Source organism: Streptomyces sp. DT190, assembly GCF_049846985.1.
Lineage (GTDB): Bacteria > Actinomycetota > Actinomycetes > Streptomycetales > Streptomycetaceae > Streptomyces.
Genome location: NZ_JBNCNM010000018.1, coordinates 93,631 through 107,820, shown reverse-complemented (window position 1 = coordinate 107,820; position 14,190 = coordinate 93,631). Strand labels below are relative to the sequence as shown.

Annotated in this window: 15 protein-coding genes; 7 read left to right on the top strand and 8 right to left on the bottom strand. The window is 74.8% G+C overall.

The features are described 5' to 3' along the window. The first annotated feature begins 39 nt into the window (after positions 1-39). Positions 40-747, top strand: coding sequence for an acetoacetate decarboxylase family protein (locus ACPXCS_RS27895; protein WP_425950646.1), 708 nt, complete (start codon positions 40-42; stop codon positions 745-747). Positions 748-778: 31 nt separating this feature from the next. Here the strand turns inward: ACPXCS_RS27895 and ACPXCS_RS27890 are convergent, their stop codons facing one another. From ACPXCS_RS27890 to ACPXCS_RS27875, 4 genes are all read right to left on the bottom strand, one after another. Further along, positions 779-2,020: a glycosyltransferase gene (locus ACPXCS_RS27890; RefSeq protein ID WP_425950645.1), complete on the bottom strand. Its 1,242-nt coding sequence runs from the start codon at positions 2,018-2,020 to the stop codon at positions 779-781. Between the two features lie 115 nt (positions 2,021-2,135). After that, positions 2,136-4,109, bottom strand: a complete 1,974-nt coding sequence (locus tag ACPXCS_RS27885; protein ID WP_425950644.1) for a HEAT repeat domain-containing protein — start codon at positions 4,107-4,109, stop codon at positions 2,136-2,138. Positions 4,110-4,172: 63 nt separating this feature from the next. Next, positions 4,173-5,177, bottom strand: coding sequence for a trypsin-like serine peptidase (locus tag ACPXCS_RS27880; RefSeq protein WP_425950643.1), 1,005 nt, complete (start codon positions 5,175-5,177; stop codon positions 4,173-4,175). A gap of 281 nt (positions 5,178-5,458) precedes the next feature. Further along, on the bottom strand, positions 5,459-5,944 hold the full coding sequence (locus ACPXCS_RS27875) for an SRPBCC family protein (RefSeq protein WP_425950642.1): 486 nt from the start codon (positions 5,942-5,944) through the stop codon (positions 5,459-5,461). A gap of 170 nt (positions 5,945-6,114) precedes the next feature. On the opposite strand from ACPXCS_RS27875, the gene ACPXCS_RS27870 reads away from it, so the two are divergent. Next, positions 6,115-6,543 (top strand): hypothetical protein, encoded by a 429-nt coding sequence (locus ACPXCS_RS27870; protein ID WP_425950641.1) that lies wholly within the window; start codon positions 6,115-6,117, stop codon positions 6,541-6,543. A 37-nt stretch (positions 6,544-6,580) separates the two neighbouring features. On the opposite strand, the gene ACPXCS_RS27865 is transcribed toward ACPXCS_RS27870, so the two are convergent. Next, complete coding sequence (locus tag ACPXCS_RS27865) at positions 6,581-6,868, bottom strand: zinc-ribbon domain-containing protein (protein ID WP_425950640.1); 288 nt, start codon at positions 6,866-6,868, stop codon at positions 6,581-6,583. A gap of 156 nt (positions 6,869-7,024) precedes the next feature. Between ACPXCS_RS27865 and ACPXCS_RS27860 the strand changes: the two genes are divergently transcribed. Next, a complete protein-coding gene (locus tag ACPXCS_RS27860; protein WP_425950639.1) occupies positions 7,025-7,519 on the top strand; it encodes a DUF5949 family protein in 495 nt (164 codons plus the stop codon). A gap of 55 nt (positions 7,520-7,574) precedes the next feature. Here the strand turns inward: ACPXCS_RS27860 and pgm are convergent, their stop codons facing one another. Both pgm and ACPXCS_RS27850 read right to left on the bottom strand, forming a co-directional pair. After that, positions 7,575-9,215, bottom strand: a complete 1,641-nt coding sequence (gene pgm / locus ACPXCS_RS27855) for a phosphoglucomutase (alpha-D-glucose-1,6-bisphosphate-dependent) (RefSeq protein WP_425950638.1) — start codon at positions 9,213-9,215, stop codon at positions 7,575-7,577. Positions 9,216-9,457: 242 nt separating this feature from the next. Beyond that, entirely contained in the window at positions 9,458-9,886 is a 429-nt protein-coding gene (locus tag ACPXCS_RS27850; protein ID WP_425950637.1) for a hypothetical protein, read from the bottom strand. 139 nt (positions 9,887-10,025) lie between these two features. Here ACPXCS_RS27850 and ACPXCS_RS27845 point away from each other — a divergent pair, with 139 nt between their 5' ends. The 3 genes from ACPXCS_RS27845 (at position 10,026) to ACPXCS_RS27835 (ending at position 11,642) form a co-directional block, all read left to right on the top strand. Then, positions 10,026-10,175, top strand: a complete 150-nt coding sequence (locus ACPXCS_RS27845) for a hypothetical protein (RefSeq protein WP_425950636.1) — start codon at positions 10,026-10,028, stop codon at positions 10,173-10,175. Between the two features lie 104 nt (positions 10,176-10,279). Beyond that, on the top strand, positions 10,280-11,158 hold the full coding sequence (locus ACPXCS_RS27840) for a hypothetical protein (RefSeq protein WP_425950635.1): 879 nt from the start codon (positions 10,280-10,282) through the stop codon (positions 11,156-11,158). A gap of 157 nt (positions 11,159-11,315) precedes the next feature. Then, entirely contained in the window at positions 11,316-11,642 is a 327-nt protein-coding gene (locus ACPXCS_RS27835) for an antibiotic biosynthesis monooxygenase family protein (protein WP_425950634.1), read from the top strand. A gap of 77 nt (positions 11,643-11,719) precedes the next feature. Here ACPXCS_RS27835 and ACPXCS_RS27830 read toward each other — a convergent pair whose 3' ends face one another. Next, positions 11,720-13,075: a diacylglycerol/lipid kinase family protein gene (locus ACPXCS_RS27830; protein WP_425950632.1), complete on the bottom strand. Its 1,356-nt coding sequence runs from the start codon at positions 13,073-13,075 to the stop codon at positions 11,720-11,722. Positions 13,076-13,753: 678 nt separating this feature from the next. Here ACPXCS_RS27830 and ACPXCS_RS27825 point away from each other — a divergent pair. Continuing rightward, positions 13,754-14,128, top strand: a complete 375-nt coding sequence (locus ACPXCS_RS27825) for a hypothetical protein (RefSeq protein WP_425950630.1) — start codon at positions 13,754-13,756, stop codon at positions 14,126-14,128. The last annotated feature ends 62 nt before the right edge of the window (positions 14,129-14,190 follow it).

The following is a 14,190-nucleotide window of genomic DNA, read 5'->3' as shown; positions in this document are numbered from 1 at the left end:
CGGGCCGGCATGGTCAGCGGACGTAAGGAAGGCACCGCCGTGGTCGAGCTCTTTCCGCCGGAGCCGTGGCAGCTGCGGGGCGACATGTTCACGGCGCTCTGGCTGGTGCCGCGCAGCGAGGTGCCCGGCTGGCGGCTGCCCTCCGGGGTGCGTCCGCTGCGGCTGGGGCGGTCCCTCCTGCTGGTCACGTTCTGGGTGGACTACCGGCCGGGCGGGACGCTGGCGTACCGGGAGCTGTTGGTGGCCCTGGCGGTGCGGGACCGGCGGGGGCCGGCGGCGTGCGCGGTCGAGGCCTGGGTGGACGACCCGCGCTCGATGGCGGGCGGCCGCACCCTGTGGGGCATCCCCAAGGAACTCGGTTCCTTCGCCTTCGGCCCCGCGGCCGCGCCGTCGCACGGCCGTGGATCGGACGCGGACTCGGTCCCGGGACCGGGACCGGGTTCCGTGGTGACGCGCATGGTCGTGGAGCGCGGCGGGGCCGGTCCCGGTCCGGTGGTGACGGGGCTGCACCGGGATCTGCTGCCCCTGCCGGGCCGGCTGCCGGTGCGCGGCCGGCTGGTGCAGCCGCACCCGGTGCACGGGACGTGCGAGGTGTCCCTGAGGCTGTCGGGGCGGGCCCGGCTGGGCCGGGCGCGTCTGACGGCCGAGCCCGGCGGGCCGCTCCCCTACCTCGACGGCCGCAGCGCGCTGTCGGCGGCTTCGATCCGCGGCTTCCGCATGACCGTGGGGAGGAAGCGTCCGCTGTGACCGGGCGGTGCGCGGTGTCCCGGCGGCGGGTTCACGACGCCAGCCGGTCCAGCGCGGCGAGGACCGCCGCGGTGCCGTCCTCGTCCGCCAGGCGCCGGGACAGCTCCTGCGCGCGGGCCCGGTGGCGGGCATCGCCCGTGGCCCGGCGCAGGGCGGAGGCGAGGGCGCCCGCGGTGAGGTGCCGCAGCGGGACCGCGCACGGCGCCGAGCCCAGGGCCACCAGACGCGCCGCCCAGAAGCCGCCGTCGAACTGCACCGGCACCGGCACGGTGGGGACGCCCGCGCGCAGGACGGCGCCCGTGGTGCCGGCCCCGGCGTGGTGAACGACTGCGGCCGTGCGGGGGAACAGCAGCGCGTGCGGCACGTCCCCGACGGTGAGCACGTCGTCGGTGTCGGCGGCGAGACGCGCCCAGCCCCGCTGGATCACGCCGCGCAGCCCCGCCGCGCGCAGGGCGCGCACGATCTCGCTGCTGACCCGCTCGGGGTCGGGCACCGTCGCACTGCCCAGCCCGACGAAGACGGGCGCGGGTCCGTCGGCGAGGAACTCCTCCACCTCCGCGGGCAGCCGGCGCGTGTCGTACGGCCACCAGTACCCGGCCACGTCCAGTCCGGGCCGCCAGTCCCGGGGGCGGGGCACCACCAGTTCGCTGAACCCGTGCAGCACGGGCCAGTGGGCCCGTTCGTGAGCCCGGCGCAGTGCGGCCGGGCCGCGCAGGTCCATGCCGTGCCGGGTGCGCAGCGCGTGCAACGCCCGGGTGTGGACCCGGTCGACGGCGGCGGTGACGGCCCGTCCGCCCAGGTGGTTGGCCACGGCGCCGAGCGAGCGTCCGCCCAGCATCGGGGCGCCGAACTCCCGCGTCGGGTGCTGGGGTTGCAGGAACAGGCCGAGGCTGGGCAGCCGCAGCCCCTCGGCGATGGCGCGGCCCAGGGGTGCCACGGCGCCGGCGGCCAGGACGGCGTCGGCGCCCCGGGCCGCCCGGACGAGGGCATCGGTCATCTCCTCCGCCGCCGCCCGGGCCATCGACGCCGCGCGCAGCAACTTGCCCGGTCCGGTGGCACTGGCGTGCAGTCCGCGGCCGCGGTCGGAGTGCGACAGGGCGTACGGGTCGACCGGGGTCGGATGGAACCGCACCCCGGAACCTTCGGTCAAGGGCTCGAAGAGGGCGTGGGTGGCGAGCGTGACGTCGTGGCCGCCCCGCACCAGCCCCGCGCCCAGCCCGGTGTACGGGGCCACGTCGCCCCGCGATCCCGCCGTCATGATCACCACTCGCATGGCGCCAGTGTGGACCGCCCGGCCGGGCGACACGCTGTTCCCGGCGGTACGGGGGCGAAAACCGCCGGTACGGGGACGTGAACCGCCGGTACGAGGGACGCCCCGGGCGCTCCGTTCACGCCGGGCCGGACGCGGCGGCGCCCGGGCCGGCGTCCAGGACGGCGAGCAGACCGGCGGCGGCGTCCCGCAGGCGCGGTGAGGCGTCCGCGGTGAGGGCGGTCAGCCGGTCACGGGCGTGCTCGGCGCCCGGGGGCCACGACCCGTGGGCGTCCGCCCAGCGCCGCAGACCGCACACGGCCTCGTACCGGACCGGCTCGTGCGGGTCGTCCAGACCCCGCAGGAAGCGCCGTACGTCGTGCCGGGTGTGCTCGTCGGCCTCGTCGTCGCCGTCGAGGAGCGACAGGGCGGCGGCCCGGACCTCGCCGGAGCCGGCGCCGTCCGCCAGGCGCCGCAGGGCGGGCAGTGCCTGGGTGAGACCCCAGAGTGCGTTGCGGGTGCGCCAGACGTGCCGGGCGTCGCTCTCCAGGTGGGCCGAGAGGACCCAGGCCACCGGATGGCGCTCCCAGGGGCGGAGCCCGTTGTCGACGAGGTGCTCCAGGCCGTCGAGGACTCCGGCACGCAGGTCCGCGTCGGGATCGTCCAGGAGGGGCAGCAGCAGCCACACGGCGTCCCATCGTCCGCCGGCCCCGATCGCCCTGGCACAGGCGGCGCGGGTGAGGCCGGGGAGGGTCTTGTCGTCCAGGGCGGCGCGCAGGTGCGTGGCGGCCGAGGCCGTGTCCAGGGTTCCCAGCAGTCGCGCGGCGGACGGCCCGGCGACGGGATCGGGCAGCCATCGCACCGCCGGTTCACCCGGTCGCCCGTCGGCCCGACCGCCGGAGCCGTCGAGCAGAGCGGCGGCGACCCGGGGGTCCCGCTCGGTCCGCAGGGCCTCCTCCAGACTGTCCTGTACCTGCCGTTGTTCCACGTGGAACAACCGCCGGGCGGCCTGGAGGCGTACGTCCGGGTGCGGATCGTGCAGGCCGGTGAGCAGGGAGTCGAGGAGCGGCTCGGTGCACTGCCGCGGCAGCCACTCCAGGACTCGCGCGCGGGCGGCGCCCGTGCCCCCGCGGGCGGTGCGGATCACCTCGGTGCGGACGGCCTCGTCGTCCCGGTGGGAGTGCAGAAGGGTGCGGGCCCGCCCCCACACGGCGGAGTCGGGGTCGCCGAGGAGGGCGGTGAGGGCCGCGGGGTCCCCGGGTACGCCCAGGGCGGCCAGCCCTTCCAGGGCGAGGATCCGCACCTGGCGGTCCGGGTCGCACAGCAGCCGGCCGAAGGCCTCGGCCACCGTGGGTCCGTGGAGTCCGAGCCGGGTGACGGAGACACAGGCCCTGCGCCGCACACCCGGATCGGCGTCCTCCATGAGGCGCGGCAGCATTTCGTGGCCCGCCTCGGGGATGCCGAGCCGTCCCAGGGCCCGGGCGGCGGCCGCGCGCACCTGAGGCGCGGGATCGGCGGCCGCCTCGGTGAACACCGGGACGTGTTCTGCCCCGCCGCGCCGCCCGAGGCCCTTCAGTGCCGCCGCGCGCCGCTCCGGCTCCGGTGCCGCCGACTCCCGCAGGAAGAAAGCGATCTGATGGTCCGCCCCCATGGCCACCTCCCAGTGAGGAAGACCGCCGAGCCACGGGATGGTTGCCCTCGCCGCTGAGAGGCGGCAGGGCCCGAGGGGCCCGCCGCTCCAGGAGAGGGGGGCGATCCCGGCCTGCCGGGCCAGGAGTTCGGAGCGGACGAGTTCCAGGAGCCGGCCGGTCCGGTTGCGGCCGCGGCCGCCGTTGTCACCCCTGTGGCCGGAGTCGACGTCGTCGTGGACCAGGGTCGCGTCGGCCGTGTCCAGAAGGACGCGGGCGAGGGCCGGGTGCTGGGTGTACTCGGCTCTCAGCAGGGCGGTCATGACGGCGGTCCCGGCCTGGTCCCAGCCCTCGCGCCGGGGAGCGCCGGCCGCGGCGTGGCGGGCGGCGGACGCCCTCTCCGCGTCCCGTGCGGCGGCCCGGGCCGCGGGGCCGGCGGTGGACGGGGCCCGGTAGGCGTGGGCGACCGAGGGGTAGGTGCGCACGCACGGGTGGCCGGGTCCTCCGCCACGGCTCGGCGGAGGACCCGGCTGCCGGTTCGGCGGCGGCTAGGAGGACTGGGCGCTCTGGTACAGGTTCTGCGCGTCTGCCCCGAAGTAGGGGCCGTACATGGCGTTGGGCAGGAAGTTGTACTTGAAGCTGTTCACCGAGGACTGCAGGCCGGTGCCGGTGGCCTCGTCGAACCGGGTGAACCACGGGCCGCCGCTGGAGCCGCCGGTCATGTTGCAGGTCAGGCCGTGGTCGCCGGAGAGCAGGAAGTCGCGGAAGGTGGTGCCGCTGCAGTAGATGAACTTCTCGCCGTCGTAGGGGGCGGCGGCGGGGAAGCCGAAGGAGTACATGGCCTTGTTGTAGCCGGTGTTGAAGGCCAGCCCCTGGCCGCCGACGACATCGGTCAGCCGCTGCCCGTCGAGCGGGGCGACGACGGCCGCGCCGATGTCGTAGTTGATGTCCTCACTGGCCGTCCACTGGGGTGTGGACAGGGTCTTGGCCGCCGCCCAGGTGCCGTACGGGCGCTGCCCGTCGTGGTAGCCGGGCACGAACACCCAGTTGGTGTGCCAGGCGCCCTGCATCTTCACGCAGTGGCCGGCGGTCAGCACCGTGCTCTTGTTGGCGCTGGTGACGGCGTTGCCGGAGCAGGAGGCGGTGCGGCCCTGGTAGGTGAAGAAGACGCGTCCCGCCGTCCTGGTCACCGCTCCCCCGCCGGTCCAGGGGCCGCCGCCGTGCGGGAACGCCAGGGGCCCGACGGTGGAGGCGGGTGCGCTGGGGGCCACGACGGTCGCCTTGCCCTGGCGCGGCGCCGCGCCCCGCACCGCTGAGCGGTCGACGGTCAGGACGTCGAGCGGGGTGGCCGCGCGCATGCGTTCGGGGGTCCAGAAGGCCAGGGCGCGTTGCTGCGCCGAAGGGCTCGTCGCGCCCGGTTCCGGGACGGCGCCGGCCGGGGCCGCGGTCACGCCGGTGGCGAGCAGCGCGGCGACGCCGGCGAGCGCGCCGAGGACGGTGCGGCGCACGGACGTGCCGCCGGAGGGGCGAGGGCTGCGGGGTCTGCCTATCACGCGGTCTCCTTCTGCTGTGGGGGCCGGGCGGCCGTAACCGTCGCCCGGTCAGGCAGGGGGCTTCACTGCGGACAGTCAGAGGGCAGCGTGCCACCGGCGGGCCGAGATGGACAGGTGCATGACATGACGATGGCCGAAACGTCACGCATTCCCCGCGTGAGGGGCACACAAGGGCGGGGGACCGCGCAGACCGCTGGAGCCGCCCAAGTGCCGGGGGACGCACCCGGGCATGAAGAAACCCGGCCTCCTCGGGGAGGCCGGGTTCCGGTGGAGCCGTGGGGTCAGAGGGCGGGACCGGGACCGGTGCCGCCGCCCGGCTGGATGCGCCCGCGCCAGCTGCCGGACTCGGCGCCGCGCTCCTCGATGTACTGCTTGAACCGCTTCATGTCGCCCTTGACCCGGCGGTCGATGGTGCCCAGCATGTCCCCGGCCTTCTCGACCATCCCGCTGGGCTCGATCTCCATCACGAGCTCCACGCGCGTGTGGGTGTCGTCCACCCGCTCGAAGCGGACCGAACCCCTCTGGTTGGTGTCGCCGCTGGTCGTGCGCCAGGTGACGCGCTCGTCGGGCAGCTGGTCGACGATCTCGGTGTCGAACTCGCGCCGTACGCCGCCGACCTTCGTGGTCCAGTGGTTGTGCCGGTCGCCGACCTGCCTGACCTCCTCGACGCCCTCCATGAAGTTCGGGAACTCCTCGAACTGCGTCCACTGGTTGTAGGCGGTGTGCACGGGGACGGCGACTTCCACGGTTTCCTTGAAGGTGCTCATCTGCATGCCTCCGTTTTCACTGATCGACTGCGGGAGGCCCCGCGGCCCACACACAGGTCCGTACTCGTGGCGGTCGGGTACCCGGGATGCCGCGGTCGCCACCTCGCGGATGATCGGCAGCCGACCGGAAACCGGCCACACCGGCGGTCGAACGTGGATACGATCCCGGCGTGCGCCTTCCCCGCTCCGCCCCGGGCTGGACCATCGCCGCGTTCGGCGTGCTCGCCGCCGTCCTGGGGGCGGTGGGTCTGGTCTCGCCGGCCGCCCAGCTGTCCCTGCTCGGCCTCACCGCACCGGACGAGCGCGCGGCCGGGGACTTCACACCCGCATTCATGACGGCGTCGTCCATGGCGGCGCTCAACATGGGCGTGTACTACGTGCTGGCGGCCCTGGCCGACTGGCGGGCCTTCTTCCGCTGGACCGTGCCGTTCCGGCTGCTGACCTGCACGGTCTTCGTCGCCGCCGCGATCGGCGGCAGAGCACCGGACGTCTTCGTCGGTGTCGGGGTGTGGGAGGGGCTGGGGGCGGCGGCGACGGCCGCGGCACTGCGGTTCGACCACCGCCGGACCGAGGCACCGGCTCCCGCGGCCGGTACCTGATCCCAGCGCCGCACCCGCGCGTCGAGCGCCGGTGGGTTCAGAACCGGTTCTGCTGCTGCGGCTGCCCGTACGGCTGGCCGCCCTGGCCGCCCTGCTCCTGGGCCTGCAGCTGCTCCGCCTGCTCCTTGGTCACCTTCTGTTCCGCGCCGCAGAAGGTGCACTGCGTCAGGTACTTCGTCGAGACCGGGAAAAGCGGCACGAAGAACAGGGTGAACTTCGTGACGCGCTTGCGCAGCGTGTGCGCGGCGGGGTTGCCGCACTGGCCGCAGACCAGCGTCAGTATCGCCAGCTGGTACAGATAGCCCTTGGTGCCAAAGATGATCACGTGTCGGTCCTCCCGGGTCGGATCTTCATCCAGTGTCCTGTATCGCGGGCACGTGCGGCGCGCGGGCCCCTCGTTCGTGTGGAGAGCCCGGCGGGGCATGGTCCAAGCGGGTGACGGCGGGCGGCCGGGCCCCGGGTACCCCGGTACGGTGCCGCGGTGACCTCGATCTCAGCCGAAACTCAGCCCGTGCACACCGACGACCTCGGCTCCCTGGTCGTCCTGTCCTGGCGGGGCACCACCCCCGAGGGTGTCGACGTCCCCTACCTCCTCGCGTGCCCCCTGGGAGACGGCGCGAACGGTCCGCAGGCCACGGCGGAGGCCATCGAGCAGCTGCTGGAGAGCGCCGGGCTGCCCCTGGGCGAGGGGCTCGTCGACGCGACGCAGCGGCCGAGCCTGCCGGTGAGCCTGCTCGTCGTGCCCGGGTCGGCCGTCCTGACCGTGCAGCACCTCAAGTCGCAGTTCGTCCCGCCGGAGACCTGGCTGGAGGCGGTGGGCCGGCTCGGGTACGCCTACCTGATCTTCGCCACCCGCCCGTGGCCGGAGGGCGCCGAGCCCGGTGACGTCGAGACGCTGGCCGCCTTCACCTCCGACGAGGACGTGCTCACCTCGGCGGTGCACGTGGTGCTGCCCGCCCGCAGCCTGCGCGGCTGACGACCCCCGCGGCCCGGGCCACACGACGGTGGCCCGGGCCGCGGCATGCGCGGGATCAGGCGGACAGGGCCGCCAGCACGACGCCCTTGGCCTCCTCCTGGACCCGGCCGAGGTGCTCGGGGCCGAGGAACGACTCGGCGTAGATCTTGTAGACGTCCTCGGTGCCGGACGGGCGGGCCGCGAACCAGGCGTTGCCCGTCGTGACCTTGATGCCGCCGATGGCCGCGCCGTTGCCCGGAGCCTCGGTGAGGACCGCGGTGACCGCGTCCCCGGCCAGGGTGTCCGCGCTGACCTGGGCCGGGGAGAGCCTGGCGAGCAGGGCCTTCTCCTCGCGGGTCGCCGGGGCGTCGATGCGCGCGTACGCCGGCTCGCCGAAGCGGGCGGTCAGGCCCGCGTAGTGCTCCGAGGGGGTCTTGCCGGTGACGGCGGTGATCTCGGAGGCGAGCAGCGCCAGCAGGATGCCGTCCTTGTCGGTGGTCCACACCGAGCCGTCGCGGCGCAGGAACGACGCCCCTGCCGACTCCTCTCCGCCGAAGCCGATGGTGCCGCCGGCGAGCCCGTCCACGAACCACTTGAACCCGACCGGCACCTCGACCAGTTCGCGGCCCAGGTCGGCGGCGACCCGGTCGATCATGGCGGAGGACACCAGCGTCTTGCCGACGCCGGTGCCGGCCGGCCAGCCGTCGCGGTGGGCGTACAGGTAGGCGATGGCGACGGCGAGGTAGTGGTTGGGGTTCATCAGGCCCGCGTCCGGGGTGACGATGCCGTGCCGGTCGGCGTCGGCGTCGTTGCCGGTGGCGATCTGGAACCGGTCGCGCTGCTCGATCAGCGACGCCATGGCGTACGGCGACGAGCAGTCCATACGGATCTTGCCGTCCCAGTCCAGCGTCATGAACCGCCAGGTGGGGTCCGTGTGCGGGTTGACGACGGTGAGATCGAGCCCGTGCTGTTCGGCGATGCGGCCCCAGTAGGCGACCGAGGCCCCGCCGAGCGGGTCGGCTCCGATGCGCACGCCGGCGGAGCGGATCGCGTCCAGGTCCAGGACGGCGGGCAGGTCGGCGACGTAGGTGCCGAGGAAGTCGTAGCGGCCGGTGGTGGCCGCGGCGAGGGCCCTGGCGTGGGGGACGCGCCGTACGTCCTTCAGGCCGTCCCGGATGATCTCGTTCGCCCGGTCCTGGATCCAGGAGGTGGCGTCGGAGGCGGCGGGGCCGCCGCTGGGCGGGTTGTACTTGAAGCCGCCGTCGGCGGGCGGGTTGTGCGACGGGGTGACCACGACGCCGTCCGCGAGGCCGGTGGTGCGGCCGCGGTTGTGGGTGAGGATGGCGTGCGAGACGGCCGGGGTCGGCGTGTAGCCGTCCGCCGCGTCGATCAGCACCGTCACCTCGTTGGCCGCGAACACCTCCAGGGCCGTGACCCGCGCGGGCTCCGACAGGGCGTGGGTGTCGGCGCCCAGGAACAGGGGACCGTCGGTGCCCTGTTCGGCGCGGTACTCGCAGATGGCCTGGCTGGTCGCGGCGATGTGGTCGTCGTTGAAGGCGCTCGCCAGCGACGATCCGCGGTGTCCGGAGGTTCCGAACGCGACGCGCTGCCCCGGGTCGTCGAGGTCGGGGCGGAGCGCGTAGTACGCGGTCACCAGCCGAGCGACGTCGACGAGATCCTCGGGTCCGGCCGGACTGCCCGCTCGCTCGTGCTGCATGGGCCCGCTCCTCCACATGGGTCGATCCTTCGTGTGCGCTCTCATCCTTCCTCGTCACGGCGGCGGCGCGCGAGAGGGGCACCCCGGTGGGGGCCGGATGTGCGCCATGCCACGCGGGCGAGGCCCCGTACGCCTCGGGCCGCGGACATGCGAGAGGGCGGCGCTACGGACCACCGGGACTCCGGTGGTACGCCGCGCCGCCTGCTCCCTCGTGGCCGGCACGCCGGGCGTGCCGGCCGGGGTCAGATCCGCCCGCCGGTGAGCCGGGTGAGCGGGCCGTGCGCGCCGCGTTCCGCGCGGCGGCCGACGGCGTACGACGCGGCGGTCAGGGCGGTCAGGCCCGCTCCGACGCCCGCGGCGACGAGCTTGCGGTGGGCGATGACCGTCCAGGCCGTCTTCGCCGTGGCGGCGACGTGACCGGAGGCCGTGACGACCGCCTGGCGGCCCGCCTCGACGCCCTTGGCCGCGCTCTGCGCGGCGGCCTTCGCCGTCTCCGCGGAGCGTTCAGCGCCCGACTTGGCGGCCGACGCCGCGTCACCGGCCTTGTCCGCCGCGCCCTTGGCGGCCTGGGACGCCGGCGCGGTCGCCTTGTCCGCCGTACGGCGGGCCTTGGACTGCGTGGCGCTGATGGTGGTCGGCTTCTGATTCGTGCGCTTGTTCTCTTCAGTCATGTGACACCGCTTTGCCTCGGACTCCGGCGCCAAACACGTTCGGTCGCGCACCGACCGGGCGGCAGGTGCCTGAGCACCCGGTCCAGGGGGTAGGCGAGCTGGAGACACCTTTCACGTCGATCGAGGAAGAAGGCGCGTCATGGCCGGAATCATGAACCGCATCAAGGAGTTCGCCCGCAGCCCGCAGGGGCGCCGGGCAGCGGAGCAGGCCCGCCGGGCGGCGGCCGACCCCCGCAAGCGGGCCCAGGCGCAGCGCCTGCTCGGCAAGCTCCGGGGCCGCCGCCACTGACCCGTGGCCGGCCACCCGGTCTGCCAACTCGTCGGACACGCAGGTGTGTTCGTGCCCGGCTCGGGCACTTGGGTCGCACCACACACCTGAGAGGAGCTGGTTCGATGGGCAGCGCGGGCAACGGCGGGAAGCTCTGCGCCTTAGGCGTCGCCGGGGTGCTGGCCGGCACCCTGCTGGTCGGCTGCGGCGACGGGGGTGACACGAAGGAGGCGGCGGGCGCCTCCTCGGCGAAGGCCGGGGCCGGGACCGAGGAGCGGGGCACGCGGGCGGTGCGCTCGGCCTACGACCGGACCGCCGAGGAGGACACCGCGAAGGTCGAGCTGCGGGTGCGCACCTCGGCCGGGGACCGCTCGGAGACCGCGAACGGGCAGGGCGTCGTGGACCTGGAGGACGGCGACAGCGTCATGACGCTCTCGGCGCAGGGGCAGCGGATCGAGCAGCGCGTGATCGACCAGGTGCTGTACCAGAAGATGCCGCAGGGGCAGGCGCCGGGCGGCAAGCCCTGGATCAGGATCGACCTGGGCAAGGTCGCCGACCGGCAGGGCGCCGGCGGCCAGGGCGTGAACGACCCGGCGCGGTCCGCGGCCTACGCCAAGGCCATCACCGACAAGGACGTAACCGAGAAGGGCACGGCCACGATCGGCGGCGTACGCACCACGCACTACCGCGTCAGCGTCGACGTCGCCGAGCTGCCCGGCGGCGACACGCTGCGCCGGCAGGTCGGCCCCACCCTGCCGATGGACGTCTGGCTCGACGACGAGGGCCGGCTGCGCCGGCAGCAGATCGACATGACCGTCGGGTCCGCGCCCCGGTCGGCCGAACCGTCCTCCGGCAGTGCCTCGTCCGCGCCCGGCAAGGTCACGGTGCGCACCGTCATGGACTTCACCGACTTCGGCACCGAGGTCGAGACGGAGGAGCCGCCCGCCGGGCAGGTCACCGACATGACCGGCAAGGCCCTCGAGCAGGGCAAGCGGCAGAGCTGACGGGCCGGCCGCGCGGCACGGCCGCCCGCGTGCACCGCCGTCTGCGGGCGCCCGTGTCCGCCGGCCCCTGCGGGCGGCGCGCGGGGCCGTCTCGCCGAGGGGCGGCGTTCAAGGGCACCTCCCCGCCCGACGGGTGGCGTCGGGCAAGATGGGGTCCATGAGCGTAGTCAAGATCAATGTGCTGACCGTGCCCGCCGATCAGCGGGAGACGCTGGAGAAGCGCTTCGCCTCCCGCGCGCACGCGGTGGAGAACTCCGACGGCTTCGAGTGGTTCGAGCTGCTGCGCCCCGTGGAGGGCACCGACACCTACCTCGTCTACACGCGCTGGCGTGACGAGGAGTCGTTCCAGGCCTGGATGGAGGGGCCGATGAAGACCGCGCACCAGGGCGGCGGCGAGGGCGGCGAGCGGCCCAGGCCCGCGGCGAGCGACTCGACCCTGTGGTCGTTCGAGGTCGTGCAGCAGTCCGGGCCGAAGAACGCCTAGTCCGCGTCGGCCTGCGGCGAAGGTCCCCCGCACCGGTGGTGCGGGGGACCTTCCGCGTGCGCGGGCCGTACCGTCGTTCAGCCCTGGTGGGAGCGGCCGCCGGGCGCGGCCGTGCGGCCGACCGCGGCCGCCAGCTTGCGCAGCCGGCGCCAGTCCAGCCGCGGGGGCGCCTCGGGGACCCCGGGCCGGTCGCGCGGCACCCGCACCCGCAGGGCGCGGCGGGCGATGCGGCAGTGCACGGGAGCGGGCATGGTGAGCGCCTCCCCGTCCAGGCCGACCTCCAGCTGCGGTTCGTCGGCCTGCACCACGACGTGCTGGGCGGTGAGCACCGTGAGCCCCTCGGGCCGCGGGGAGAGCAGCAGCCCGGCGGCGTCGACGGCACTGTCCACGCGGACGGCGAGGACGCCCAGCCGCCCGGAGTTGAGCCGCTCACGTCGGCCGAAACCGAACGGGTCGTCCATGCGGTAGGCGTTGTTGCTGACCAGGACGGCCTGCGGGTCGGCGATGGTGGTGCCGTCGGCGACGGCCGTCAGACGCGGTCCGCTCTGCCGGGTGAGCAGCTCCGGCAGCCGCTCCAGCGCCGCACCGACCTTGTCCTCGCGGTAGCCGGGGCTCTGGACGACGGCCCCGTACACGCCGAAGGAGGCGTTGTTGACGAACGGCCGGTGGTCGGCGAAGCCGAGGTCGACGCGGAGCTCGACGCCGTCGGTGAGGGCGTCGAGGGAGGCGGCCGGGTCGTCGCGGTCCAGGCCGAGGTCCATGGCGAAGTGGTTGCGGGTGCCGGCCGCGATGACGAGGAACGGCAGACCGTGCTCGGCCGCGACGGCGGCGACCAGCGCCTGGGTGCCGTCACCGCCCGCCACGCCGAGCAGGTCGGCCCCGTCGGCCACGGCGGCCCGGGCCAGGGCGGTGACGTCCTGGTGCTGGTCCGGGTCGAGCAGGACGACCCGGGCGCCCAGCGCCTCGGCCTTCTCCTTCAGGTGGAACTTCTCGACCTTGCCGCCGCCGGAACGCGGGTTGAGCAGCAAAAAGGGGCGCTGCGGCGGCGGCGTGCGGTACTCCTTGGCGCGGACCGGGCGCAGCCCCGTGCTGCGCAGCGCGTAACGGCCGCTCCAGACCGCCGCGCACCACAGCAGCAGCGACAGGAAGACCACCCACAGCAGGTTGGCGGCGGCGAAGAGGGTGATGAGGCCGACGGGTGCGACCAGGGCCAGCGTGGCGGCGGCCATGCGGACCGCTCCGCGCCGGGAGAGCACCCACCACAGGGCGGCCGCGGTCAGCGCGAGGCCGGCCAGCGCGGCCACGAGCAGCAGCAGTCCCCGCAGGCCGCCGGAGACGAGGGGCAGCAGCGCCGCCGACACGGCCGCGGCCAGAGCTCCCCTGGCGGCCCATCGCTGACGGCGGTGGTGCCGCTCGCTCATCGCCGATCCCATCTCGTTCCTCCGCTCGAACCGGCGCGGGCGGGCCTCGCGGACCGCGCCCGGCCGTGAACATCGTGCCCGCCGACGGCCGGCTCGGCCACTGCCGTCCTGATGGCTCCCCCGCCGACGGGCACGTCAGACGCGAAGATCCTCCGGGGCGGAGCCATCGGTAGCGTACGCGGCCCTCGGGGCGGGTCCGCGCGCACCGGGGCACGCCGTCCCGCACCTGGACCGCCCGGTGCACCCGACCCTCTTGACCGAGTGAGTCTCATACGCAACTCTGCTGGCACATTCCCTGCTGACGAGGAGGCCGACACACGAGGAGTGGACGGGCGCGGGGACGCCGGCGTGGACACGGTCCGCCTCTACCCGGCCGGGGACACCCTCCAGGACCGGCTCGACACCCTCGGCAGGGCGATCGAGCTGGTCCGTGAGACCGGCGGCACGGCCTAGGCGCCGTCCGGGACGGGGCGTCGATGCCGGACGTGGTGACCGGTGGCAGCGCTTTCCGTCGTATGACCGTTGCCATCGAGCGAGTGGGACGAATCGGCTCACCGGGGGTTGACGGGGCGGGATGCGCTCGGCCTACTGGAAGGCGCAGCCGGCCGTGACGGGGGGTCTGGTCCGGTGCCGGCCCTGGGGTCGAGGTCACTCCGTGCTCCCCCCCGCTCTACGCAGGTCAGGGGTCCGATGGTGCGGCGACGAGGGGCAGCGGCGGCCGGGCTTCTGGCCTGTCTGCTGATGCTGCATCTGCTCGTGCCGGGCCTGGTGGGCGACCCACGCGCGTCCGCCGCCGTCACGGCGGCGGAGCTCGCGCAGCCGGACGCGCCTGCCACGGATACGGCCGGTCGGGCCGAGGAGCCGTGCCCGTGTGAGGAGGGGCCGTCCATCCGGCAGTTCGCGGCGCGGACGCCGCGGGCCGCGGGGGCCGCCGGGGTGAGTGCCGTGGTGGCCGGAGCACCCCGGGTGGACTGGGGTGCGGGCGTGCCGGCGGCGGCCGAGCGGTGCCCGGTGGCGGGCGGTGCCGTCCCCGACTCCGTCGAGTTGCGGGTGTTCCGCTGCTGAGAACGGCAGTACCGAGCAAGGCCTGCGCCGTGCGGCCCGCGTACTGCCTGGTGCCCTGACGC